The organism is Brucella sp. NBRC 14130, from assembly GCF_040371715.1.
In the GTDB taxonomy this organism is placed as follows: domain Bacteria; phylum Pseudomonadota; class Alphaproteobacteria; order Rhizobiales; family Rhizobiaceae; genus Brucella; species Brucella intermedia.
Genome location: NZ_BAABTE010000004.1, coordinates 166122 through 189446, shown reverse-complemented (window position 1 = coordinate 189446; position 23325 = coordinate 166122). Strand labels below are relative to the sequence as shown.

The window sequence follows — 23325 nt, the reverse complement described above, 5'->3', positions numbered from 1 at the left end:
TGTTACTCCTCTGCCGCCTCAGCCTTGGATTTGGCTTTCGGCTTGGCTGTCGACTTGGCTTTTGCTGGCGCTTTCTTGGCCGCAGGCTTCTTTGCAGCAGCTTTCTTTTCCGTGCTGGCCGAAGCTTTGGGGGCAGGGGCTTTCTTGCTCTTGGAAGAGCCGGCTTTTTCCGTAATCAGCGCCAGCGCTTCTTCCAGCGTAACGCTCGCCGGGTCCTTGCCCTTGGGCAAGGTGGCGTTGACCTTACCCCAATTGACATAAGGTCCATAGCGACCGTCGCGAACAGTGATTGACCCGCCGTCTGGATGGTCGCCAAGCGTCGCCAATGCTGCCGGAGTAGAACGGCCACGACCGCCACCCTTTGATTGCTTGTCGGCCAGAACCGATACCGCACGATTGAGACCGACAGAGAAAACCTCTTCGGCATTTTCCAGATTGGCGAAAGTGCCATCGTGGCTGACATAGGGCCCATAGCGACCAATCCCGGCGGAGATCATCTTGCCGGTCTCGGGATGCTGACCGATATCACGCGGCAGCGACAGAAGCGCAACGGCTTTCTCATGATCGAGCGCATCGATAGTCCAGCCTTTCGGGAGGCTGGCGCGCTTGGCTTCCTTGCCTTCGCCGCGCTGGACATAGGGGCCGAAACGGCCCGTCCGTGCAGTGATTTCCTCACCGGTGAACGGATCTTTGCCGAGCGATTTCGGTTCATCCGCAGCCGCGGCTTCGCCATTGGCGTCACCGCCAAGCTGGCGCGTATATTTACATTCCGGATAATTGGAACAGCCGACGAAAGCACCGTATTTGCCAAGCTTCAACGACAGGGTGCCCGTGCCGCAGGTCGGGCAAGAGCGAGGATCACTGCCATCTTCGCGCGCTGGAAACACCAGCGGTGCCAGCTCTTCGTTCAGCGCATCGAGAACATTGGTAACGCGTAGTTCCTTGATGTCATCGACGGAGCCGGAGAAATCGCGCCAGAAATCGCGCAGCACATCTTTCCACGAAAGCTTGCCGTCGGAAATGAGATCGAGCTTTTCCTCAAGGTCAGCCGTGAAATCATATTCCACATAACGCTCGAAGAAGCTTTCGAGGAAGGCCGTAACCAGACGCCCCTTGGGCTCTGGAATAAGCTTGCGCTTGTCGATCGTGATATATTCACGGTCACGCAGCGTGGCCAGCGTGGCGGCATAGGTCGAAGGACGGCCGATGCCCAGTTCTTCCATCTTCTTGATGAGCGAAGCTTCCGAATAGCGTGGCGGAGGCTCGGTCGAATGCTGCGTCGCATCGATCTTTTCGCGTGCCAGGGCTTCGCCTGAACGAATTTCCGGCAGCTTTGCGCTATCCTCCTCGTCGTCTTCTTCCTCGCGGTGATCCATATAGGCAGCGAGGAAGCCGTCGAACCTGGTGACCGATCCATTGGCCCGCAGGAGGGCCGAACGCGAGCCATTGACCGCCTCAATGTCGACGGTGGTGCGCTCGATATCCGCAGCCTGCATCTGGCTTGCGATGGCTCGCTTCCAGATCAATTCATAAAGCCGTGCCTGATCGTCGTCGAGATAGCGGCGTACGTCCTTCGGGTGGCGGGAGAAATCCGTCGGGCGGATGGCTTCGTGCGCTTCCTGCGCGTTCTTGGCCTTGCTGGAATAATAGCGAGGCTTTTCCGGCACATATTTCGCGCCGAAGCTCTTGCCGATTGCATCGCGGGCCGCATTGATGGCTTCCGGCGCCATCTGCACACCGTCGGTACGCATATAGGTGATCAAGCCAGCAGTTTCGCCACCGACATCGACGCCTTCATATAGCCGCTGCGCCACCTGCATGGTGCGCGATGCGGAGAAACCGAGCTGGCCGGATGCCGCCTGCTGCAGGGTTGACGTGGTGAATGGCGGTCCGGGATTGCGCTTGGTCGGCTTTGCCTCAACGGACAGCGCCTTGAAGCTTGCGCCTTCGAGCATGGTGCGAATGGCGGTCGCCTGTTCGCCATTCTTGATATCGAGCTTGCCGAGCTTCTTGCCGTCAACAGCGGTCAGACGGGCCGTAAAACTGTCATTGCGCGGTGTCTTCAGCAGCGCGGCAATGTTCCAGTATTCCTCCCGGATGAAGCGCTCGATCTCGGATTCGCGATCCGCGACGAGACGCAGCGCTACTGACTGAACGCGGCCAGCCGACCGCGCGCCCGGCAGTTTGCGCCACAGCACGGGCGAAAGCGTGAAACCGACGAGATAGTCCAGTGCGCGGCGCGCCAGATAGGCGTCAACCAGAGGCTCATCAATATCGCGTGGATTGGCAATGGCATCGAGAACAGCTTTCTTGGTGATGGCATTGAATGCCACACGCTTGACCGTCTTGCCTTTGAGCGCCTTCTTCTGGTTCAGTACTTCGAGCACATGCCAGGAAATGGCCTCACCTTCGCGATCCGGGTCGGTTGCGAGAATGATGCCGTCGCTGTCTTTCAACGCTTTGACAATATCTGCAAGACGTTTGGAGGAATTGCTGTCCACCTCCCACGACATTGCAAAATCTTCATCGGGGCGAACCGAGCCGTCTTTAGCTGGCAAGTCTCGCACATGACCGAACGAGGCCAGAACCTTATAGTTCGAACCAAGATATTTATTGATGGTTTTTGCCTTGGCAGGCGATTCGACAACAACGACGTTCATTTAAAGCAGCCCAGATTCGCGTCCCATGGAGACAAAATATCTCCTCTCCGCGAGAAATTCGTTGCCTTCACATGAACAGCAGGCAGCGTTTGGTCAAGAGCAGGACGACAAAAATAACGAAATACAACTTAAGATTGCTGTTAAGTTGAGCGTAACCAGTAGTAGCATGAAATGAAACAAAGAGTGATTTATCTCGCGGGGAGATAGGTATGGGTGATACAACGAGTTTTCCAGACATGGAAGACGGTGACGATGTACAGAGCGCGACTCGGCACGAGACGCTGACATATATCGAGCAGATGCTGGAGCAGCTCAATTTAATGGCAAAGAATACAGATTATCTGTTGCTGTCCTATATGATCGAGATGGCTCTTGTCGAAGCGCGAGAGGCACTTCACAACGAAGCCAAGACATAAGAAGCTACTCTAGAGGGACAAGGGCGACCTGATTACGGGCATATCGGTGCAGCCTCCCGGCCAGGTCCAGTTCCAGAAGAATGAGCTGGATAGCACCGGTATCCAGCCCCGTATGGCGAACCAGCGTGTCGATATCGGTCGGCACCGGGCCAAGTGCATCAATAACAATGTCCCGTTGTTCCTCCGTCGCAATCGGTTGATAAGATTCTGGTTCTTCCATGGCCGGAGACAAAAGATCCGGTTGTGTCGGCATATCCGTTTGATACGCGCTTGAACCGGCCAGCGGCCGGAGCATCTCGATAACGTCGTTTGCTTCCGTTACCAATGTTGCGCCTTGTTTCAGAAGCAGGTTCGTGCCGCGCGCACGAGGATCGAGCGGTGAGCCCGGCACAGCGAATACTGTACGCCCCATGTCGCCGGCCATGCGTGCGCTGATAAGCGAACCGGATCGTTCGGCAGCTTCGACGACGATCAATCCCAGCGAGAGCCCCGCAATGATGCGATTGCGACGGGGAAAATCGCGCGAGCGAGGCTCCGCGCCCATCGGCATTTCGCTTATGAGTACGCCACCCTCTTCCGGTATGGCGCGATAAAGGGGCAGGTTTTCGGGTGGGTAGGGACGATCAAGCCCGCCTGCCAGCACGGCGACGGTTCCTGTCTTCAAGCTTGCGCGGTGGGCAGCGGCGTCGATGCCGCGGGCAAGCCCGGAAATAACAGCAAACCCCGCTTCGCCAAGATCATTTGCCAAGCGTTCGGTGAAACGCGCGCCAATCACCGAGGCGTTCCGGGAACCGACAATTGCAACGGGAGGCTTGCTGAAAACAGCGGCATTTCCCTTGATCGTGACCAGCGGGGGCGGAGCTTCACAATTTTTCAGCTGCGGCGGATAATCCGGTTCGCCCATTCCAACAAGACGGGCACCGGATCGTTCGATGGTTTCAAGCTCGCGCTCTGCATCGTCCATGGACATGACGCGGATGGGCCGTGCGCTGCCGCCCCGGATGTTGAGATCGGGCAGCATTTCTAACGCGCTTGAAGCTGAACCGCAAAACAGAATCAGGTCGCGAAACGTGACAGGGCCGATATTGTCGGTTCGGATGAGGCGCAGCCAGTTGAGACGCTGGCGGTCGGAGAGGCGAATTCCAGTTTTCGAATTCGCGCTTTCCTTCATCCCTTGGCTCCGATCTTGCTTTCGCTGCCGTTTATCAGGCGCCCTATATTCGTCTTGTGTTTGTAGAAGACAAAGACTGTCATGATCGCGAAGAGGACTGCGATTGCGGGATTGCCCTGGAAGTAAAGCGCGATTGGAACAATGATGCTGGCGACAAGTGCTGCAAGGGAAGAATAACGCGTCAGAAGTGCGGTTACGATCCATACGGCGGCAAAGACGAGCGCGCCGGGCCATGCCAAACCGATCAGGATGCCGAGATAGGTGGCAACGCCTTTACCGCCCTTGAAGCCGATCCATACCGGAAAAAGATGCCCGATGAAGGCACCGAAGCCCGCGCCGATTGCGGCGTCGGGCCCGTAGCGTGAAGCGATCAGAACGGCGACCGTGCCTTTGAGGGCGTCGAGGATCAGGGTTGCTGCGGCAAGCTTCTTGTTACCGGTGCGCAGTACATTCGTCGCCCCGATGTTGCCCGAGCCGATGGACCTGACATCACCCAACCCTGCAAGGCGGGTCAGAACCAGCCCAAAAGGAATCGAGCCCAGAAAATAGCCGAAGACGAGTGCTCCTACGAGCGTCAAGCTGACAAATCCCGATTCGGCCATGAACGTCCCCTGCTGCTTCTTGATTCCGCCTACCCGGAATTTTCGGTTGATTGTTCCGGGTTATGCGGTGTTTTTCAAGCCGAATATACGGTCTTTCCGGCGACTAATGTGTGGACGACGCGGCCTTGAAAACGCGCACTTTCAAAGCAGCTGTTTTTTGAGAGTGAGTGCAGGTCTTCCTCTCGCACGACCCATGGTTCTTCCAGATCGACAATCGCAAGATCGGCCTTGGCGCCCGGTTTGAGCGTACCGGCATCCAGACCAAAAATTTTTGCCGGAGCTGTCGATAGAACCTCCACCAGCCGCAGGAGCGGAATGCTGTCATTGTGATAGAGGCGGAGTGCAGCTCCCAGAAGTGTTTCGAGGCCGATGGCGCCGGCTTCTGCATCCGAGAAAGGCAGGCGTTTGGTATCGACGTCCTGCGGGTCGTGAGCCGAAACGACAATGTCGATGGTGCCGTTTTTCACGGCTTCGACCATGGCAAGGCGGTCCTGTTCGCTGCGCAGGGGCGGGGAAAGACGGAAGAAGGTGCGGAATTCTCCAATGTCGTTCTCATTGAGCGACAAATGGTTGATCGATACGCCCGCCGTCACCTTGGCGCCCAGATTCTTGGCGCGGCGTACTGCTTCCGCTGACATTTCGCAGGAAAGCTGTGCGGCGTGATAGTTGCTGTTGGTCAGCGCTGCCAGACGCAGATCGCGCTCCAGCGGGATCACTTCCGCTTCCCGGGGACTGCCGGAAAGTCCAAGCCAGCTTGCAAACAGACCTTCGTTCATCACGCCGTTTGCGCCGAGGTAGGGATCGCGCGTTTCGCAGGCAATCACGGCATCGAAATCGCGAGCATAGGTCAGCGCGCGCCGCATGAGCTGCGTATTGGCGATGGTCTGCCTGCCTTCCGTGAAGGCGACCGCACCGGCATCGCGCAAGAGGCCAATTTCGGTCATCTCTTCGCCGCGCAAGCCTTTGGTGATGGCCGCTGCCGGATGCACATTGACGACGGCCGTATCGCGTGCCGTGCGCTTGACGAATTCCACCAGCGCCACGTCATCGATCACCGGATCGGTGTCGGGCATCATGATAATGGAGGTCACGCCGCCCGCAGCTGCCGCACGGCTTGCCGAGGCGATGGTTTCGCGATGTTCTGCGCCGGGTTCACCGATAAATACACGCGCATCTACCAAACCGGGTAACACTGCCTTGCCGTTCAGGTTGACGATTTCGGCACCTTCCGGCGCACCCTGATTGCGGGCGTCGGCACCGGCGGCAACGATCTTTCCATCGCGGATCAAAACGCTGCCGGTTTCATCCAGACCACGCGACGGATCGACGATGCGCGCGTTTTCAAAGAGGATCGCGCTCATGCATTTTCTCCATTGCCCAGGTTGCGTCGTGGGTCGAGCAGGGCTTCCATTACGGCCATGCGCACCGCAACCCCCATTTCAACCTGTTGCTGGATGACGCTCTGCGGTCCGTCGGCAACGTCGGATGCGATCTCAACGCCGCGATTCATCGGGCCGGGATGCATGACAAGGGCGTCCGGCTTGGCGTGTTTCAGCTTTTCCTTGTCGAGGCCATAGAAGCGGAAATATTCGCGTACCGACGGCACAAATGAACCGGCCATACGCTCACGCTGAAGCCGCAGCATCATGACGACATCCGCGTCCTTCAAGCCTTCTTCCATCGAGTTGAACACCTCGACGCTCATGTCCGCCATGCCGGAAGGCAGGAGCGTGGATGGTGCGACGACACGCACCCGCGCGCCAAGCGCATTGAGAAGCAGAATATTGGAGCGTGCCACGCGGGAATGCAGCACATCCCCGCAAATCGCGACGATCAGATTTTCGATCTGGCCTTTGGCGCGGCGGATAGTGAGAGCGTCAAGAAGTGCCTGTGTGGGATGTTCATGCGCGCCATCACCGGCGTTGACGACCGAACAGCCGACTTTCTGCGCGAGCAGGGCGGCAGCGCCTGCGGAGGCGTGACGGATGACCAATATGTCCGGCTGCATGGCGTTCAGCGTCATCGCTGTATCGATGAGCGTTTCGCCTTTCTTGACCGACGAATTGCCGACCGACATATTCATGACGTCTGCGCCAAGCCGTTTTCCGGCCAGCTCGAACGATGATTGCGTTCGTGTCGATGCTTCAAAGAAGAGATTGATTTGCGTGCGACCGCGCAGCACGGACTTTTTCTTCTCGGGCTGTCGGGAAACAGCGATTTCCTGATTGGCGAGATCAAGAAGGCAGAGAATGTCCAGGGGCGAAAGCCCTTTGATGCCCAGCAGGTGGCGGTGAGGGAAAAGCGGAGGGACCGTTTGATTTGTCATGGCAAGTCACCCGTATAGGACCATGAGGCAGGTCCCGCAACCGTCCTTATAATGGCTATGGGCGATTCACCAAGAAAAACCTGTGCTGACCTGACGACAAATTGCGTTCGGGATGGCAAAATTTTAGCAAATGCGATGCAAGAACCCTAAATAGAACTGAATCGCACAAGACGGAACGAGCTTTTGAAAACGCACGACGTGACCAACCAGACACCGCCCATGACGGGCAACAATGCCTATCTGGGCGATCCGCTTCTGATGCAGATTGCGGCACGTTTCCCGAAGGAACTGCATACGGATCTGGAGCAGACGGGCCGTTTCGTCATGTCGGCTGAAGCACAGGACCTTGCGCGTCTCGCCAACACCGAGCTGCCGAAATTGCGCACCCATGACCGGCAGGGCAACCGTATCGACCTGGTTGAATATCATCCAGCCTATCATGCGCTGATGCGACGCTCGATCGCCGCCGGCTTGCATTGTTCCATCTGGGAGGGCAACCCGCTGGAAACCGGTCGCCGTCATCAGGCACGCGCCTCGCGCTTTTTCCTGACGGCGCAGCTTGAGGCGGGGCATCTTTGCCCGCTGACCATGACGAGCGCATCGCTTGCTGCGCTCATGGCCTCGCCGGACATCTACAAGGAATGGTCGCCGGTCATTCTTTCAAGAAAATACGACTTTTCGCAGAAGCCCGCATTTGCCAAGCAGGGCATTACGCTTGGCATGGGTATGACCGAAAAGCAGGGCGGAACCGATGTGCGGGCCAATACGACCCGCGCCATCCGCAACGAAGATGACACCTATGCCATTACTGGCCACAAGTGGTTCATGTCCGCTCCTATGTCGGACGCGTTCCTGACGCTGGCGCAGGCAGAAGACGGTCTTTCCTGTTTTCTGCTTCCGCGCCTCACTTCCCAGGGAAGCGGGAACGGATTCTTTTTCCAGCGCCTGAAAGACAAGCTCGGCAACAAGTCCAACGCCTCATCGGAGGTGGAATTTGACGGCGCGGTTGGTCATCTGATCGGTAATCCGGGCGAGGGCGTCAAGACGATCATGGATATGGTCACGCTGACGCGGCTCGATTGCGCAGTGGCATCGGCTGGACTTATGCGATCGGGCCTCGCCGAAGCCGTGCATCATAGTCGTCACCGGCAGGTGTTCGGCAAGGCTCTTATCGAACAGCCATTGATGCAGCGCGTACTCGCCGATATGGCGCTCGATGTTGCCGGTGCGACCGCGCTTTCCATGCGGCTGGCACGCGCCTTTGATATGGCTGCAAGTGATCGCGCAGAGGCGGCGTTTGCCCGCTGCATGACGCCGGTGGTGAAATACTGGGTTTGCAAGATCGCGCCTGCCTTACTCTATGAAGCAATGGAGTGCTTAGGCGGCAACGGCTATATCGAGGAAGGCAATCTTGCGCGTGCCTATCGCGAAGCGCCGGTCAACGCGATCTGGGAAGGGTCCGGAAATGTCATGGCGCTGGATGTCGCGCGTGTGCTGTCCCGCGCGCCGGGGCTTTTCGATGAAGTACTGGAGTGGATCGGCGGGCAGCTTGGCCCGCGCGGGCAGGGGACGCTTGATGTGCTCCGTGCTGCATTGCAGCTCACTGAAACCGATCCGGGCGTTGCACGCCTTCTGACCGAGCAATTGGCCTATGCCGCCGCCGCCGCAGAACTGCGCCAGCTTGGTGCCGACGATGTGGCTGACGCATTCATTGAAACCCGCCTCGGCGGACAGTGGCGGTCGACCTATGGTATGCTGGATGCACGCCACAATGCGGAACGCATTCTCGACCAGCTTTATCCGGCGTCGTAATCGTCAGGTGCCAACCGCCTGATGCTGTGCAGGCGGTCGAGCGCCCCTTGAAGAATGAAAGCTGCGGCCGCCGAATCGATACGTTCGGCCCGCTTGCCTCGTGAGACGTCCATGCCGATAAGCGCCCGTTCGGCGGCGACCGTCGACAGGCGCTCGTCCCAGAACACAAAGGGCAGGTCGGTGAGAGGCTGCATGGTGCGCACAAATGCCCGCGTGGCCTGAACGCGGGGGCCGGATGTTCCATCCATATTCATAGGCAAACCGATGACGATAACGCCGACCTTGTCGGCGTCGAGGGCTTTCAGAAGCACTTGTGCGTCGATCGAAAACTTCACCCGTTTAATGACCGGGCGCGGATGGGCGAAGGAAAGACCGAGGTCCGATACCGCAAGGCCGATGGTCTTGGTTCCCAAGTCCAGTCCGGCAATGGTCTTTCCGGGCTGAAGCAGCGCCGGAATTTCCTCGATTTCAACGACAGCCATCGGTCCTCATCGGATTTTGAAGTGGTTTCTATTGCCTTCAACTTTATTGGCGTCATATCTGTTCGCAAACTGGAAATCGAGCCGGAAACAGAGATTGAGGAGAGAGTTTATGAAACTTACATGGCTTGGCCACGCCGCCTTCCGCGTTGAAACTGCAAAGGCCGTCATTCTCATCGATCCGTTTCTCAACGGAAATCCCGGTGCGAAGGGCATAGATTTCAAGGAAGTAACCAGCGGTGTAACTCACATCGCGCTGACGCACGGCCACGGCGATCATGTCGGCGATACGGTAGCAATTGCCAGGGAACATGGTGCGACGGTTATCGCCAACGCCGATCTTGCAAGCTGGCTCGGCAGTCAGGGCGTGGAAAAGGTTGATCCCGGCAATACTGGCGGCACGGTGGCGCATGACGGCTTTACCATCACATTCGTCAACGCACTTCATTCCTCGGCAATGCTGACGGAAAACGGCGTCTCGCAGGCATTGGGCAATCCGAACGGTCTGGTGTTCCATTTCGAGGACGCGCCGACGCTTTACCATATGGGAGACACGGATATCTTTTCCGATATGGGGCTTATCAACGAGCTTCATCAGCCTGAGATCGGGATCGTTCCCATTGGCGATCGCTTTACGATGGGCGGTGCGGTTGCGGCTCTCGCCTGCCAGCGTTACTTCAATTTCAAAACCGTGCTGCCGTGCCATTATGGCTCGTTCCCCATCATCGATCAGACGGCGGACAAGTTCGTGGCCGGAATGGCAGACCATCGCGAGACAAAAGTGCTGACCGATCCGGCTGGAACTGTCCACAGCTTCTAAAGGCCTTTTGAGGCGCAAGAAATGTTGCGCTTCAACAGTCGCGCCGTTATAGCCGGTAGGAAACCTTTTCAGGGGTGGCGGGTCGCCGCCCGATCTGAAGCGCATCCCGGAACATGCAATGCGGTTTTCGGACAAGATGTGCGTGGATACAAAGTTAGTGCATTTGCGGAGAACAGGATGTCCGTCGATATTTCCACCGTCAAGCGCGTCGCGCATCTGGCGCGCATCGCTGTCAGCGACGACGATGCCGAACGCATGACCGGCGAACTCAATGCTATTCTGGGCTTTGTCGAACAATTGAACGAAGTCGATGTCGACGGTATCGAGCCGATGACTTCCGTTACGCCAATGGACATGCGCATGCGCGAAGACAAGGTGACCGATGGCGGCATTGCTGCCGCAGTGGTCGCCAACGCACCGGTTACGGAAGACAATTTCTTCGTCGTCCCAAAGGTCGTGGAGTAGGTCATGGCCATTCGGGTTTCAGTCGAGCCCCCTTTGCAGGACGATGTGCGCGCGCTGGTCGACGGCCTGAATGCGCATCTCCTGCCGCTGTCGCCGCTGGAATTCCAGTTCAAGATGACGGTGGAGCAGATGGCGGGGCCGGATACGACGGTCTTTGTAGCGCGCGACGAAAACGGCAGGGCTGTCGGGTGTGGTGCCTTGAAGATGCATGGAGATGGCATCGCCGAGGTGAAGCGCATGTTTACCCTCCCGGAAGTGCGCGGCAAGCGCGTTGGCTCTATTCTGGTCGACGCGATTGTCGATCTGGCGAGGGCGAGCGGCGTTACCCGTCTGGTACTCGAAACGGGAACTGGTCCCGGTTTTGCCGGGGCATGGCGGCTTTATGAGAATTCAGGTTTTACGCGCTGCGGTGTGGTTCTGGACTATCCCGAATCTGAATACAGCGCCTTTTTTGAAAAGCGTCTCACTGAGGCGCACTGACAGGATTTGACGATGAGCGAACTGACCGCACTGACCATTGCCGAGGCGCGAGACAAGCTGAAGGCCAAAGCCATCACAGCGACCGAACTGACCGACGCCTATCTTTCCGCTATCGACTCTGCGAATGACACCATCAACGCTTACGTGAAGGTGACACACGATCAGGCGCGTTCGATGGCGAAGGCTTCGGATGAGCGCATCGCCAAGGGCGAGGCGGGCGCATTGGAAGGCATTCCGCTGGGCGTGAAGGACTTGTTTGCGACCAAGGGTGTGCACACGCAGGCCTGCTCCCACATTCTCGACGGTTTCAAGCCGGAATATGAATCGACCGTCACCGCCAATTTGTGGGCGGATGGCGCGGTTATGCTCGGCAAGCTCAATATGGACGAATTCGCCATGGGCTCGTCCAACGAAACCTCCTATTATGGCGCGGTCAAGAATCCATGGCGCGCCAAGGGTTCCAACGCCGACCTGGTACCGGGTGGTTCGTCGGGCGGTTCGGCTGCCGCGGTTGCAGCGCAGCTTTGCGCTGGCGCGACCGCAACCGACACAGGCGGATCGATCCGTCAGCCAGCGGCTTTTACCGGCACGGTTGGCATCAAGCCGACTTATGGCCGCGTGTCGCGTTGGGGCACGGTGGCCTTCGCATCCTCGCTCGATCAGGCCGGGCCGATCGCCCGCGACGTGCGCGATGCGGCTATCCTGCTGAAATCGATGGCTTCGCTTGATCTCAAGGACACCACGTCCGTCGATCTGCCTGTTCCGGATTACGAAGCTGCTCTCGGCAAATCGCTCAAGGGCATGAAGATCGGCATTCCGAAGGAATATCGCGTCGATGGCATGCCGGGCGAAATCGAGGAACTCTGGCAGAAGGGTATTCAGTATCTGAAAGATACCGGTGCGGAAATTGTCGATATTTCGCTGCCGCACACGAAATATGCGCTGGCTGCCTATTATATCGTTGCGCCTGCGGAGGCGTCCTCGAACCTCGCCCGTTATGACGGTGTGCGTTATGGTCTGCGTGTGCCGGGCAAGGACATTGCCGACATGTACGAACAGACCCGCGCGGCGGGCTTCGGCAAGGAAGTCAAGCGCCGCATCATGATCGGCACTTACGTTCTCTCGGCTGGCTATTACGATGCCTACTATCTGCGTGCGCAGAAGGTACGCACATTGATCAAGAAGGACTTCGAGGACGCATTCGCCAAGGGCGTTCACGCGATCCTGACCCCAGCGACGCCATCGGCTGCCTTTGGCCTTGCCGATGAGGACCTCGCCAACGATCCGGTAAAGATGTACCTCAATGACATCTTCACGGTGACGGTCAACATGGCCGGCCTGCCGGGCATTGCCGTGCCTGCGGGCGTCAATGACCACGGCCTGCCACTTGGCCTTCAGCTCATCGGACGCCCGTTCGAGGAAGAGACGCTATTCCAGGCGGCGCACGCCATCGAACAGGCAGCCGGACGGTTTACTCCGGCAAAATGGTGGTAAAATCCGATCTTCTTATTCGCCGGGGCTTCCCCGGCGAATTTGTTTCCATGGCCGCCTTGGCAGTCAGGGCGTGGCGGATTGCGGCTCGTGGTGTGGAACTGGCTGCTGATCGGCAGCACGCGCTGGAAGCCAAATTCCTGCACGACCTTCAAGAGAATGCTGATGGTGTGCTGACCGCCGAAAAGGCTGGAATTATTGCGGGCTGGGGTGCGAGAGTGCCTCGAAGCAATTACATTTCCGACCTATGGGTCGATCCGCCCTGCCACGGTCAGGGAATTGGCGGACAGCTTCTTGATGCCCTCATGGCGCAAGTCCTGTTCGACGGCTTCGATGAAGCGGTGATCGGGACGCATGCGGATAATCTCCCCGCGATCTATCTTTATGAAAAGGTTGGTTTCCGGATCGAGTGGCAAGGAGAGGAGTGGTCGGAAAGCTTCGGGAAACAGGTTGAAAAGGTGAGAATGCGCGCAAAGCTTTGAAGCCAGCTTGTCGCAACCATTGCCGAACGTTCTGTCGCGCCTATCCTTCTTGAGAGTGAATACATCACGAGGAGGCAAGCGATGTGGATCATGTTGACGGAAGTAAACGGGGAGAAGCTCGCCGTGAATTTCAATCATGTTTTGTGCTACAATACTTATGGAACCGGCACGCGTATTGTGACGCTGAGCACGGACCAGACATTCTTCGTCAAGGAATCGATTGAGGAAATTGAAGCCAAGCTCGGCATCGATGTGAAAGCTTGAAGCTTCATTTTAACAATGGCTTAAATAGTTTTATTGAAAAAGAGAATGAACGGCATCGCGCTTGCGAGTTGCCGTTCATGGGACACGAGCAGTTCAGGCTTTCTGGAAACGTGCTCTAAATATCCAGCTCTTCGACAAAAGCCGCCCGGTCCTGAATGAAACGGAAACGGGCTTCCGGCTTGGTGCCCATCAGTTCATCGACCGTGTTGCGGGTTTCATCGACATATTCTTCGTCCACCTGGACACGCAAAAGCGTTCGCTTCTTCGGGTCCATGGTCGTTTCCTTGAGCTGCTCGGCACGCATTTCGCCAAGGCCTTTGAAACGGCCTATTTCCACCTTGCCGCGCCCGGTGAACATGGTGCGCAAAAGCTCATCCTTGTGGGCTTCATCTCGCGCATAGGCGACCTTTCCGCCCTGGCTCAAGCGGAAAAGCGGAGGCACTGCCAGATAGAGGTGGCCGTTGCGGATCAGGTCCGGCATTTCCTGATAGAAGAATGTGATGAGCAGGGATGCAATATGCGCACCGTCGACGTCAGCATCGGTCATGACGATGACGCGATCATAGCGCAGATCGTCTTCCCGATAGTTCTTGCGTGTGCCGCAACCAAGTGCCTGAATGAGATCTGCAATCTGCTGGTTCGCCGTCAGCTTCTCGCGTCCTGCGCTGGCAACGTTCAGAATCTTGCCGCGCAACGGCAAAATGGCCTGGTTGGCGCGATTGCGTGCCTGCTTGGCCGAACCGCCTGCCGAGTCACCCTCGACGATGAACAGTTCCGCCCCAGCCGCAGCGTTCTGGGTGCAATCGGCGAGCTTGCCCGGCAGGCGCAGCTTGCGCGTAGCGCTTTTGCGGACAGTTTCCTTTTCCTGACGGCGGCGCAAACGCTCGTCTGCACGATCGATTACCCATTCCAGAAGGCGTGATGCTTCTTGCGGCGAAGCCGTCAGCCAGTGATCGAACGGATCCCGGATTGCATTTTCCACGATGCGCTGCGCTTCGACGGTCGCCAGCTTGTCCTTGGTCTGGCCGACAAATTCCGGCTCGCGGATAAAGACCGACAACATTCCCGCCGCCGACACCATCACGTCGTCAGTGGTGATGATCGAGGCGCGTTTATTGTTGGTCAGTTCCGCATAGGCTTTCAGGCCGCGTGTCAGCGCAATGCGCAAGCCTGCCTCGTGGGTGCCACCATCGCCGGTCGGGATGGTGTTGCAATAGGAATGGACGAAACCGTCCCCGCCAAACCATGAAACGGCCCATTCAACCGCGCCGTGGCCACCCTGCTTTTCGGTCTTGCCTGCGAAAACCTCACGCGTGACCTGATGTTCCTTGCCGAGCGATGCCTCCAGATAGTCTTTCAGGCCGCCGGGGAAGTGGAACACCGCCTTTTCAGGCGTCTCCTTCTTCGGGTCGAGGAGGGAAGGATCACAGTTCCAGCGGATTTCAACCCCGCCGAACAGATAGGCTTTTGATCGCGCCATGCGATAGAGACGATGCGGATCGAACTGCGCCGTTTTGCCGAAGATATCAGGGTCCGGGTGGAAACGGACACGGGTGCCGCGACGGTTATGCACTTCGCCGACATCTTCCAGTCCGCCCTGCGGAATACCGCGCGAGAAACGCTGCCGATAAAGACGGCGATTGCGTGCGACTTCCACTTCAAGCACATCCGAAAGGGCATTCACCACCGAAACACCCACGCCGTGCAGGCCGCCTGACGTTTCATAAGCCTTGCCGTCGAATTTGCCGCCAGCATGCAGCTTGGTCATGATGACTTCGAGTGTGGATTTTCCCGGAACCTGAGGATGTTCGTCCACTGGAATCCCGCGCCCATTGTCCGAAACGGTGACAAATCCGTCGGCATCGAAACTGACTTCGATGAAATTGGCATGTCCTGCCACCGCTTCGTCCATCGAGTTGTCGATGACTTCCGCAAAGAGGTGATGCAGCGCCTTTTCGTCCGTGCCGCCAATATACATGCCGGGGCGCAGGCGTACGGGTTCCAGACCCTCCAGAACACGGATGGATGAAGCATTATAGTCATCGCCTGCCGATGAAGCAGGCGGCGCCTTGGCCGTTACCGGCTTTGGAACAGAGAGCGACGGCGCTGCCACCGGCTGCGCAACAGGTTGCGGCGCCACAGGTTTTTCGCTCTGTCGCCCCTGTTCCTGTTCTCGGGCCCGGGCATTGTTGACCACTCTCGAGAAGAGATCGTTGCTATCGTCCATTTGTTCCGAAAAGCTCTCTATCTGAATTTCAGGAGGCCGCTGTCGAGCCTGCTCGCCAAAGACCGGAAAATACTGTTCGCGAATCACTTGAATGATGCCACGCGCGCTCGCGAAAGGCGACTAAAGTTCGCCTTACGTTCCGTTTGCGCACGGCTTTTTCAAAGGGTTTTGTTCAGAACGGAACTGATTTGCACCAGAAAGTGGTCGAAAGTCAAACAAGCGGGGCAATTCCGGTCAAATTGGATGGAAACGCTGCGGCAGTTCGCATAGAGCCATAGCGGGGACATTCCAGATACCGAGAGTTTGAAATGCAGAGCAGCGCGACAGGCGGCATGGAAGCGCACGTAAAAGGCATGGCGATCATGGTGCTCTCGGTGCTTCTGCTGCCGCTGATGGATGCCATCGGCAAGTGGCTCGCCATGGCAGACCATATGCCTCCGGCAACCGTGACCTTCATGCGCTTCTTCGTTCAGTGCTGGCTGATGTTCTTCATCCTGCTCATGGTCGGCGGCTTCGCAGCGTTGCGAACGCAGCATCTGGCAGGCAACCTCATTCGCGGTGCGCTGATGGGGTTTGGCGGGCTCTGCTTCTTTACGGCAGTCAAGTATATGCCGCTGGCCGATGCGATGGCCGTCTTCTTTGCCGAGCCTCTTATTCTGACGCTGTTTTCGGCCATTTTCCTGAAGGAGAAAGTGGGCTGGAGAAGATTCAGTGCTGTCGGTATCGGTCTCATCGGGACGATGATAGTAATCCAGCCGAGTTTCGAGATTTTCGGCGCGGTCTCGCTTCTGCCGCTCGCGACCGCCGTAACTTTTGCGATCTACCTCATTTTGAATCGCAAATACGGTGCGAAGGAAAGCCCGCTTGTCATGCAGTTTTATGCCGGTGTGGGCGGCTGGATGTTTGCGGGGCTCGCCATGATCTATGGAACTGCGGCGGGGCTTGGCGATCTGAGTTTCGGGCTGCCGCAGGGCATCCAGCCCTGGCTGCTCCTGCTGCTTCTTGGAACAATCGGCACTGTCAGTCACCTCATGGTCGTGCAGGCGTTCAAGCTCGCACCAGCATCCATGCTGGCGCCGTTCCAGTATCTTGAAATCGTCAATGCGGTTCTGGTTGGCCTGATAGTATTCGGCGATTTCCCGACGCCATCGAAATGGCTCGGTATCGCAATCATCGTCGGATCGGGTTTTTATGTTTTCATGCGCGAGCGCCGGGTGAAGGCCGACGCAGTGGCGTGAGCAGAACTATTTGAGCTGACGCGGACCGAATACCGTCTCGAACGCCTTTCCCAAAGCGACGTCCATGTCGCCCATCGTCACCGGCAAGCCCAGATCGACAAGGCTGGTAACGCCATGTTCGGAGATGCCGCAAGGCACGATGCCGGAATAATGGTTGAGATCCGGTTCGACATTGATGGCTATGCCGTGGAAGCTCACCCAGCGCCGCAGACGGATGCCGATAGCCGCGATCTTGTCTTCGCACATGCCGCCATTGGCCAGGCGGGGCTTTTCAGGCCGCGTTACCCATACGCCAACGCGATCCTCACGCCGTTCGCCTTTGATGTTGAACTCGGCCAGGCTCTCGATGATCCATTGTTCGAGCGCCGTCACGAAGGCACGCACATCCTCGCGGCGGCGTTTCAGGTCCAGCATCACATAGGCAACACGCTGGCCTGGCCCGTGATAGGTATATTCCCCGCCGCGCCCCGTGTTGAACACGGGCAGGCTGTCGGGCGCCAGCAGGTCGCTTGCATTGGCGCTTGTTCCTGCCGTGTAAAGCGAAGGATGTTCGACCAGCCATACGAGTTCGTTAGCGGTGCCTTCCCGAATGGCCTGCACACGCGCTTCCATGAAGGCAAGTGCTTCCTCGTAGTCCGTCAGCCCGTCTGCGACAATCCAGTCCACGGGCGGTGCATCAGCCTGTTGCGGCAGGAAAAGCGTCTCCAGCGCGTCGCGCTCGCGCGGCTTTGGTGAGGCAATTTCGGAAACGGGGAAAACGGAGCTATTCGTCATAATGGGAGCATATGGCGGTTTTGCAGTGTAACCGCCAGATGTCAAAATGCCTCTGCAATCAATCAATCGCGAGCGGCACTTCCTTTTCACAGCGATTGCGACCGGCTTGCTTGGCGCGATAGAGCGCCCGGTCAGCAGCGTTCACGAGGTGGCTGTAATCCGGATGGCCGTTGAATGCCGCAACACCGATGGACAGGGTGACAGACTGACGTGCGCCATCGGGCAGGTTCATAGGTTGTTGGGCTATCTGTCTGCGCAGTTCCTCGCCGATTGCAAATGCCTTGTCCTCGTCGGCTTCGACAAGCGCGACCAGAAATTCCTCCCCGCCATAGCGGAACACGAAATCGCTTGGACGGCAGAGCGAAAGGATCGTTTCGGCCACCTGCTGAAGAACCGCATCGCCGCTGCTGTGCCCGTGGGTGTCATTGATGTTCTTGAAATGATCGATATCGATCATCAGAACGCTAAGATCCATTGCCTTTTGGGACGCCATGCGCACTTCGCGGGTCAGGATCGAGGGCATGAAACGACGATTGAGCGCGCGGGTCAGAGGATCGCGACCCGTTTCCATGGCCGCAGCCGCCTGAAAAAGTTCGGATAGCAGAAACTTCACTTCCCCGATCTTCGTCTGGAACAGTGACAGGGAGGCAGCGAGTTCACTCGGGTTATCCTTGCGGGCGCCGTTGATGGCCGGAAGAAGCACATTGTCTATATGTTCTACATTCCGGCGGATATTTTCCAGCGTCGAGGAATTGGAGAACATGAGATCGGCCTTGTGCTGCAACCACAATCCGAAGTCCGAGCTGGCCAGCGTGTGAAGCGGGCTGTCGGGATTGCCATAGAGATTGAAAAGGAGCGACTGGCTCCATTCCATGAGTGCGGCACGTTGCGATTCTCGCTCAAGCGGAAAATCATGGCTCAGCGTAAAGGCCCGATAGGCTTCGTCGGTCTGGGCACTTTCGCGCGCGTCTTTCACGAAGGACTGGCTCATGATTTCAACCGCAATGTCGATTGCATTGCTGACATGCACGATCAGACGCGCCAGACCCTCGCGTGTGGCAACTTCCAGCTTCAACTGGCGAACGATCTCGTTCTTGAGCAGACGCGCGCCCTGCATGACGACATGGATCGGCACGTCGATGCGGGCATGAACTTCGCCGACCTTGCGCTGCTCACGGATGAATGCGTCAACATCGCCGGCGGTTCTCTCGAACATTTTCAGGAGCCAATCGCTCAGCGAGTTGTGCAGGCGCTCCTGGACCATTTTCTGGGACAGGAAAGTTGCCGCATCACGATTGCTCATCAGACGATCATAGAACACACCGACGAACTGCTCACGGTGCCGCCCGATCAGGTCGCGAAGGAAAAGCGAATCTTGCTCCGGCAAGCCGCCGACCAGTTCGATCCATTCGATCTGGGTCGTACCCAGACCGGTTTTCTCGCCCCATGTGGCGTCGATTTTAGAGGCCGAATGATCCATGTTCCTGCTCCTTGCGACAGCCGCAAAGCTCCGCCCGCTACCGGACGTGAACCGGCGCAGGATCGGCTTTGCGGATTGGAGATTCTGCAGCTTCTCCCTTGCTTCAAGGGATAGCATGCGAATTCAATTGGCTTCTGATATCCAGATTCTCTTAAAAATACCCCAGCAAAATTGCAGGTGGTGTGCGGCGTCCCGTTTGATGGGGCGAGGTCGAGATTGATGGCTCACCGTAAGATTAAGTGACTTTACCACTCGCCCGTTTGACCTAGGTATTTGTGGGCAAGATATTCCAATTCTGGACAGCTCTGAAAAGGAAAATGGAATGAAATTCAAGTTGGTTTCTGCGGCTCTCGCGCTTTTCGCGCTAACTGCTGTTGCTGAAGCGGCCACGCCTGTTGCTCCGGCCGCACTACCGGCTGTCGGTGCCCATGGTGCTGGTTCTGCCATTCAGGTTGATTATCGCTGCCCTCGTGGTGCGGTTCGTACGCGAAGCGGTCGCTGCGTCTGGGATCGCCGCTGGCGCGATGACCGTCGCGGGTGGGATCGTCATTCACCCCGTTATTATCGCGAACGCGACCGTGCTCGCTGGCGCCATGATCGCCACCGTCATCGTGACCGCGTATACATCGAGCCGCGCCGTCGCGGCCCGCACAACTAAAGAAGAAAAGAGCAGCGATTTCGCTGCTCTTTTTCATCAGACGGACTCAGCCTGCGAACGTGAAATGCCGTCGAGTTGCGGAAACACATCCGCTGTCATGGGAGCGAGGACATCAATTACCAGTCCGCCCGGCGCGAAGTCGATATCGCATTTTGCCTTCAACTCGCCTGCGAGAACGGAGTAGAGCAGCCGCTGGCCAAAGCCTCGCCGGGCAGGACGTTCGACTGGAGGTCCGCCGCTTTCGATCCAGCGCATATGAAGTTTCTGCTCGCCCTGCCTTTGAACGACATTCCAGTCGAATTGGACCGTGCCGCTTTCGTTGGACAGCGCGCCGTATTTCACGGCGTTGGTTGCCAGTTCATACAGGCCCAGTGAAAGAGAGACAGTTACCCGATCGCTCACCACCAGTGCCGGACCATGGGTACGGATTCGATGGCCGAACGTGCTGTTGAAAGGGGCAAGCGCGGTGTCGCAGATCTGGTTGATCGTGGTGCCCGTCCAGTCCTCCCGCAGCAGCATGTCGTGAGCCTGGCTAAGTGCGCGCAGCCGCTCGCTGAACAACTCGTTCGCGGTCTGCGGATCGGTGGCGTTCCGCAAGGTCTGGTTGGCGATGGATTGCACCATCGCCATCGAGTTCTTGAACCGATGTGAAATTTCGCGGGTGACCAAAGCCTTGTCAGCTTCAGCTTTCTTGCGCTCGGTGACGTCAATGACGATACCCAGAAGCGTCGGTGACTTGCCCGTCAGTGCCTTGGCCCGGGTTTCCACCCAGCGCACCTGACCCAGCCTGTTCGTGATGCGATATTCCATCCGGAAAGACTTGCCGGTCGCGAAAGATTCCTGCGACCGCTGGATCAGTGCAATCCGGTCTTCCAGCACCACCATTTCGATGATCTTGTCGTAGTTGACCGGCTCATCCGGCGTCAGCCCGACAATACGCCTGTATTCCGATGAACAGCTGATTTCGCCCGTATGATAATCCCGCGTCCAGAAGCCAACATTCGCCACTTCGATGATATATTGCAGCTGATCGTTGCTGCGCTCTTTTTCAAGCGAAAGCGTTTCGCGTTCTTTTTCCAGCTCGACCAGCTTGCCGAGTTCCAGGGTCACATCGAGCTGTGATGAAACGAAGTGATGGAGTTCGCCTGCTTCGGTCTTGACAGGGGAGATGTGAAGCCGGTTCCAGAATGGTTCGCCTGACTTCTTGTAATTTAGAATATCGATATCGATCGACTGTTCCGTTTCAATTGCCGCGCGGATCATCTCGACATGCTTCGGGTCCGTGCCTGGGCCTTGCAGGAAACGGCAATTCTTCCCAATGATTTCATCGGCTTCATAGCCTGTCAGGTTCTGGAAGGCCTTGTTGGCAAAGACGATGGGGTTATCGGGCAGGCGGGGATTGGTGATGAGCATCGGCATGGGCGTCAGTTGAACTGCCGCCGTGAAAGGATCCGCTTCCTGGGAAAAAGATGTTCCCAAAATTTTTACGGACGGCCCTGCTTTTGTTGCCAATGCAAACCCCACTCCCTGAAAACGCTTACAAGCTGCCCTACTTCACGGAAGTTATCCGATTGTCTCGCGATTTGCTAACGAAAATAATGGAGTAGCGAGAACCAATTGTCGTCTCCTCCGTTAGAAGCCGCATGAAACATGCCGCGTTGCCAAGAGAAAACAGGGAGCGGGCAGATTTTCCCGGCAACGTTCAGCGGACATTCATAAACGGACGGCAATGATGGCATCATTGAAATGGAGAGCACAGGATGAACACCTTCAAAAAGATGATGGTCGGCCTTGTCGGTGCAAGCTTTTTGATCGGCGCGATAGTCCCGGTCTCGGCTGCGCCCGTCATGCCAACTGCGCCTGCGGCGAGCAACGAGCATGTTCAACAGGTTCGGGATGACCGCTGGCGTCGCGGACCGGGCCATGGGCACTGGGGCGGTTACCGACCGGGACCTCGTCCGGGCTGGCATGGCCGACCATACCGCCCGGGGCCGGGTTACTGGAATGGTTATCGCGGTGACCGCTATTATCGCCACGGCTATCGTCGGCATAATGACGGTTGGTGGTATCCGCTCGCTGCGTTCGGCGCCGGTGCAATCATTGGTGGTGCGATTGCTGCTCCGCCGCCACCGCCCCCGCCAGTCTATCGCGCACCGGCTTACGGTTACAGCAATTCACATGTACAGTGGTGCTATAATCGTTATCGCTCATATAGGGCCTCGGACAATACTTTTCAGCCGTATAACGGCCCCCGCCAGCAGTGTTATTCGCCATATTGATAGTTGGAAACTGCTGAACACAATGAAGCCGCCCTTCAAGGGCGGCTTTGTTTTTGTGGACTAGCTTCATCATCTGTACCACCAGTAATTGTCATTCACGGCGGTGCACCCTAAAAGGCGGTCGGGGTGAGTTCCGGCAGCGCGCTTGTTGAAAAGCTCTCGGTTCCCCTCTGTTACAACAGAGCGCCAAAGGAGACAGGATGCGCGCGATTTTACCCAAAGCAATAGCCGGTGTAATTTTACTCGGTATATTGAGCGTAGTACTTGGTTCCTGGTACACGATTGATGAAGGCGAGCGTGGCGTTGTTTTGCGCTACGGTGCTGTTTCCGGCGTTGCACAACCCGGCCTCGGTTTCAAAATTCCGGTGATCGATTCTATCGTACGAATATCGGTGCAATCCAAAGCTGCGATCTATAACAGCATGGAAGCCTATAGCCGCGACCAGCAACCAGCCACGATGAACCTGTCGGTCAACTATCGCATTCCGCCAGACCGCGTGGAAGAAGTCTACGCGACCTATGGCGGTGAAGACGGGCTCCTGTCCCGCCTTGTAGAGCGGCGCGTTTTCGAGGAAAGCAAGACGGTTTTCGGCAAATTCAATGCCGTGGAGGCTATTCAGGAACGAAGCCGTCTCAATCAGGAAATTGCGCAGGCCATTCAGAACAGTGTGCGCGGTCCGGTCATCATCGACACGGTGCAGATCGAGAATATCGACTTTTCGGACTCCTATGAGCAGTCCATCGAACAGCGCATGTTGGCCGAAGTTGAAGTGCAGCGGCTTCGCCAGAATGCAGAGCGCGAAAAGGTGCAGGCCGAAATCACCGTAACGCAGGCAAAAGCGCAGGCAGATGCTCGCCGCGCCGAAGCAGAGGCGCAGGCGGATGCCGTTCGTCTTCAGGCGGAAGCCGAAGCTGACGCGATCAGGCTGAAGGGCGAGGCGGAAGCAACGGCCATCAAGGCACGTGGCGACGCACTGCGCGACAATCCGGGTCTCGTTGCATTGACGCAGGCCGAGAAATGGGATGGTCAACTGCCGACCACGATGCTGCCGAACGGAGCCATTCCGATGCTGAATCTGAACGGTTCCCAGACGCCGCAGAAATCGCCCGATTACTGACCGGCGAATTAAGAAACAGCGCGGCCCCCGACTATCCGGTGGGACGCGCATCCTGTCGAATGGGTTTCACGCCTTTCGGGATG

General features: G+C 57.4%; 22 protein-coding genes. 12 read left to right on the top strand and 10 right to left on the bottom strand.

The genetic code is table 11. From position 1 onward, the window contains the following. Positions 1-2 precede the first annotated feature (2 nt). Positions 3-2660: a type I DNA topoisomerase gene (gene topA / locus ABWW28_RS09575; protein ID WP_176587715.1), complete on the bottom strand. Its 2658-nt coding sequence runs from the start codon at positions 2658-2660 to the stop codon at positions 3-5. Between the two features lie 209 nt (positions 2661-2869). On the opposite strand from topA, the gene ABWW28_RS09570 reads away from it, so the two are divergent. Continuing rightward, positions 2870-3076 carry a hypothetical protein gene (locus tag ABWW28_RS09570; RefSeq protein WP_113462729.1) on the top strand — a complete coding sequence of 69 codons (207 nt, stop codon included), beginning with the start codon at positions 2870-2872 and terminating at the stop codon, positions 3074-3076. Between the two features lie 4 nt (positions 3077-3080). On the opposite strand, the gene dprA is transcribed toward ABWW28_RS09570, so the two are convergent. From dprA to ABWW28_RS09550, 4 genes are all read right to left on the bottom strand, one after another. Beyond that, positions 3081-4247 carry a DNA-processing protein DprA gene (gene dprA, locus ABWW28_RS09565; protein WP_176587716.1) on the bottom strand — a complete coding sequence of 389 codons (1167 nt, stop codon included), beginning with the start codon at positions 4245-4247 and terminating at the stop codon, positions 3081-3083. Beyond that, complete coding sequence (gene plsY, locus ABWW28_RS09560) at positions 4244-4849, bottom strand: glycerol-3-phosphate 1-O-acyltransferase PlsY (protein WP_176587717.1); 606 nt, start codon at positions 4847-4849, stop codon at positions 4244-4246. The genes dprA and plsY overlap by 4 nt, the downstream gene beginning before the upstream one ends. 74 nt (positions 4850-4923) lie before the next feature. Further along, a complete protein-coding gene (locus ABWW28_RS09555) occupies positions 4924-6210 on the bottom strand; it encodes a dihydroorotase (RefSeq protein ID WP_176587718.1) in 1287 nt (428 codons plus the stop codon). After that, on the bottom strand, positions 6207-7175 hold the full coding sequence (locus ABWW28_RS09550; RefSeq protein WP_176587719.1) for an aspartate carbamoyltransferase catalytic subunit: 969 nt from the start codon (positions 7173-7175) through the stop codon (positions 6207-6209). The genes ABWW28_RS09555 and ABWW28_RS09550 overlap by 4 nt, the downstream gene beginning before the upstream one ends. Before the next feature lie 183 nt (positions 7176-7358). Between ABWW28_RS09550 and ABWW28_RS09545 the strand changes: the two genes are divergently transcribed. After that, the gene (locus ABWW28_RS09545; RefSeq protein WP_176587720.1) at positions 7359-8987 is read left to right on the top strand and encodes an acyl-CoA dehydrogenase family protein; all 1629 of its coding nucleotides are present in this window, start codon (positions 7359-7361) and stop codon (positions 8985-8987) included. On the opposite strand, the gene ruvX is transcribed toward ABWW28_RS09545, so the two are convergent. Then, the gene (gene ruvX, locus ABWW28_RS09540; protein WP_176587721.1) at positions 8972-9469 is read right to left on the bottom strand and encodes a Holliday junction resolvase RuvX; all 498 of its coding nucleotides are present in this window, start codon (positions 9467-9469) and stop codon (positions 8972-8974) included. The genes ABWW28_RS09545 and ruvX overlap by 16 nt on opposite strands. A 109-nt stretch (positions 9470-9578) precedes the next feature. Between ruvX and ABWW28_RS09535 the strand changes: the two genes are divergently transcribed. The 6 genes from ABWW28_RS09535 (at position 9579) to ABWW28_RS09510 (ending at position 13468) form a co-directional block, all read left to right on the top strand. After that, positions 9579-10286, top strand: coding sequence for a metal-dependent hydrolase (locus tag ABWW28_RS09535; RefSeq protein WP_176587722.1), 708 nt, complete (start codon positions 9579-9581; stop codon positions 10284-10286). Between the two features lie 177 nt (positions 10287-10463). Then, a complete protein-coding gene (gene gatC / locus ABWW28_RS09530; RefSeq protein WP_006471389.1) occupies positions 10464-10751 on the top strand; it encodes an Asp-tRNA(Asn)/Glu-tRNA(Gln) amidotransferase subunit GatC in 288 nt (95 codons plus the stop codon). Positions 10752-10754: 3 nt separating this feature from the next. Beyond that, positions 10755-11231, top strand: coding sequence for a GNAT family N-acetyltransferase (locus ABWW28_RS09525; RefSeq protein WP_176587723.1), 477 nt, complete (start codon positions 10755-10757; stop codon positions 11229-11231). Between the two features lie 12 nt (positions 11232-11243). Continuing rightward, positions 11244-12725: an Asp-tRNA(Asn)/Glu-tRNA(Gln) amidotransferase subunit GatA gene (gatA, locus tag ABWW28_RS09520; RefSeq protein WP_176587724.1), complete on the top strand. Its 1482-nt coding sequence runs from the start codon at positions 11244-11246 to the stop codon at positions 12723-12725. Next, entirely contained in the window at positions 12716-13204 is a 489-nt protein-coding gene (locus ABWW28_RS09515; protein WP_176587725.1) for a GNAT family N-acetyltransferase, read from the top strand. Before gatA ends, ABWW28_RS09515 begins: the two co-directional genes overlap by 10 nt. 81 nt (positions 13205-13285) lie before the next feature. After that, the gene (locus tag ABWW28_RS09510) at positions 13286-13468 is read left to right on the top strand and encodes a hypothetical protein (RefSeq protein WP_006471387.1); all 183 of its coding nucleotides are present in this window, start codon (positions 13286-13288) and stop codon (positions 13466-13468) included. A 115-nt stretch (positions 13469-13583) separates the two neighbouring features. On the opposite strand, the gene parE is transcribed toward ABWW28_RS09510, so the two are convergent. Continuing rightward, positions 13584-15695, bottom strand: a complete 2112-nt coding sequence (gene parE / locus ABWW28_RS09505; protein ID WP_006471386.1) for a DNA topoisomerase IV subunit B — start codon at positions 15693-15695, stop codon at positions 13584-13586. A gap of 308 nt (positions 15696-16003) precedes the next feature. On the opposite strand from parE, the gene ABWW28_RS09500 reads away from it, so the two are divergent. Further along, a complete protein-coding gene (locus ABWW28_RS09500) occupies positions 16004-16933 on the top strand; it encodes a DMT family transporter (RefSeq protein ID WP_006468924.1) in 930 nt (309 codons plus the stop codon). 6 nt (positions 16934-16939) lie between these two features. On the opposite strand, the gene lipB is transcribed toward ABWW28_RS09500, so the two are convergent. After that, positions 16940-17707 (bottom strand): lipoyl(octanoyl) transferase LipB, encoded by a 768-nt coding sequence (gene lipB / locus ABWW28_RS09495; RefSeq protein WP_176587726.1) that lies wholly within the window; start codon positions 17705-17707, stop codon positions 16940-16942. Positions 17708-17765: 58 nt separating this feature from the next. Further along, a complete protein-coding gene (locus ABWW28_RS09490) occupies positions 17766-19187 on the bottom strand; it encodes a GGDEF domain-containing protein (protein WP_176587727.1) in 1422 nt (473 codons plus the stop codon). A gap of 322 nt (positions 19188-19509) precedes the next feature. Between ABWW28_RS09490 and ABWW28_RS09485 the strand changes: the two genes are divergently transcribed. Then, complete coding sequence (locus ABWW28_RS09485) at positions 19510-19845, top strand: hypothetical protein (RefSeq protein WP_006468922.1); 336 nt, start codon at positions 19510-19512, stop codon at positions 19843-19845. A gap of 36 nt (positions 19846-19881) precedes the next feature. On the opposite strand, the gene ABWW28_RS09480 is transcribed toward ABWW28_RS09485, so the two are convergent. After that, entirely contained in the window at positions 19882-21324 is a 1443-nt protein-coding gene (locus ABWW28_RS09480; protein WP_353390988.1) for an HWE histidine kinase domain-containing protein, read from the bottom strand. Positions 21325-21605: 281 nt separating this feature from the next. Here ABWW28_RS09480 and ABWW28_RS09475 point away from each other — a divergent pair, with 281 nt between their 5' ends. Beyond that, a complete protein-coding gene (locus ABWW28_RS09475) occupies positions 21606-22124 on the top strand; it encodes a BA14K family protein (protein ID WP_006471381.1) in 519 nt (172 codons plus the stop codon). A 200-nt stretch (positions 22125-22324) separates the two neighbouring features. Further along, entirely contained in the window at positions 22325-23242 is a 918-nt protein-coding gene (locus tag ABWW28_RS09470) for a prohibitin family protein (protein WP_113462715.1), read from the top strand. The last annotated feature ends 83 nt before the right edge of the window (positions 23243-23325 follow it).

Bases quoted from the DNA above. Each gene is read 5' to 3' on its own strand.
- topA (WP_176587715.1), bottom strand. From the start codon at position 2,660: ATGAACGTCGTTGTTGTCGAATCGCCTGCCAAGGCAAAAACCATCAAT.
- ABWW28_RS09570 (WP_113462729.1), top strand. From the start codon at position 2,870: ATGGGTGATACAACGAGTTTTCCAGACATGGAAGACGGTGACGATGTA.
- dprA (WP_176587716.1), bottom strand. From the start codon at position 4,247: ATGAAGGAAAGCGCGAATTCGAAAACTGGAATTCGCCTCTCCGACCGC.
- plsY (WP_176587717.1), bottom strand. From the start codon at position 4,849: ATGGCCGAATCGGGATTTGTCAGCTTGACGCTCGTAGGAGCACTCGTC.
- ABWW28_RS09555 (WP_176587718.1), bottom strand. From the start codon at position 6,210: ATGAGCGCGATCCTCTTTGAAAACGCGCGCATCGTCGATCCGTCGCGT.
- ABWW28_RS09550 (WP_176587719.1), bottom strand. From the start codon at position 7,175: ATGACAAATCAAACGGTCCCTCCGCTTTTCCCTCACCGCCACCTGCTG.
- ruvX (WP_176587721.1), bottom strand. From the start codon at position 9,469: ATGGCTGTCGTTGAAATCGAGGAAATTCCGGCGCTGCTTCAGCCCGGA.
- ABWW28_RS09535 (WP_176587722.1), top strand. From the start codon at position 9,579: ATGAAACTTACATGGCTTGGCCACGCCGCCTTCCGCGTTGAAACTGCA.
- gatC (WP_006471389.1), top strand. From the start codon at position 10,464: ATGTCCGTCGATATTTCCACCGTCAAGCGCGTCGCGCATCTGGCGCGC.
- ABWW28_RS09525 (WP_176587723.1), top strand. From the start codon at position 10,755: ATGGCCATTCGGGTTTCAGTCGAGCCCCCTTTGCAGGACGATGTGCGC.
- gatA (WP_176587724.1), top strand. From the start codon at position 11,244: ATGAGCGAACTGACCGCACTGACCATTGCCGAGGCGCGAGACAAGCTG.
- ABWW28_RS09515 (WP_176587725.1), top strand. From the start codon at position 12,716: ATGGTGGTAAAATCCGATCTTCTTATTCGCCGGGGCTTCCCCGGCGAA.
- ABWW28_RS09510 (WP_006471387.1), top strand. From the start codon at position 13,286: ATGTGGATCATGTTGACGGAAGTAAACGGGGAGAAGCTCGCCGTGAAT.
- parE (WP_006471386.1), bottom strand. From the start codon at position 15,695: ATGGACGATAGCAACGATCTCTTCTCGAGAGTGGTCAACAATGCCCGG.
- ABWW28_RS09500 (WP_006468924.1), top strand. From the start codon at position 16,004: ATGCAGAGCAGCGCGACAGGCGGCATGGAAGCGCACGTAAAAGGCATG.
- lipB (WP_176587726.1), bottom strand. From the start codon at position 17,707: ATGACGAATAGCTCCGTTTTCCCCGTTTCCGAAATTGCCTCACCAAAG.
- ABWW28_RS09490 (WP_176587727.1), bottom strand. From the start codon at position 19,187: ATGGATCATTCGGCCTCTAAAATCGACGCCACATGGGGCGAGAAAACC.
- ABWW28_RS09485 (WP_006468922.1), top strand. From the start codon at position 19,510: ATGAAATTCAAGTTGGTTTCTGCGGCTCTCGCGCTTTTCGCGCTAACT.
- ABWW28_RS09475 (WP_006471381.1), top strand. From the start codon at position 21,606: ATGAACACCTTCAAAAAGATGATGGTCGGCCTTGTCGGTGCAAGCTTT.
- ABWW28_RS09470 (WP_113462715.1), top strand. From the start codon at position 22,325: ATGCGCGCGATTTTACCCAAAGCAATAGCCGGTGTAATTTTACTCGGT.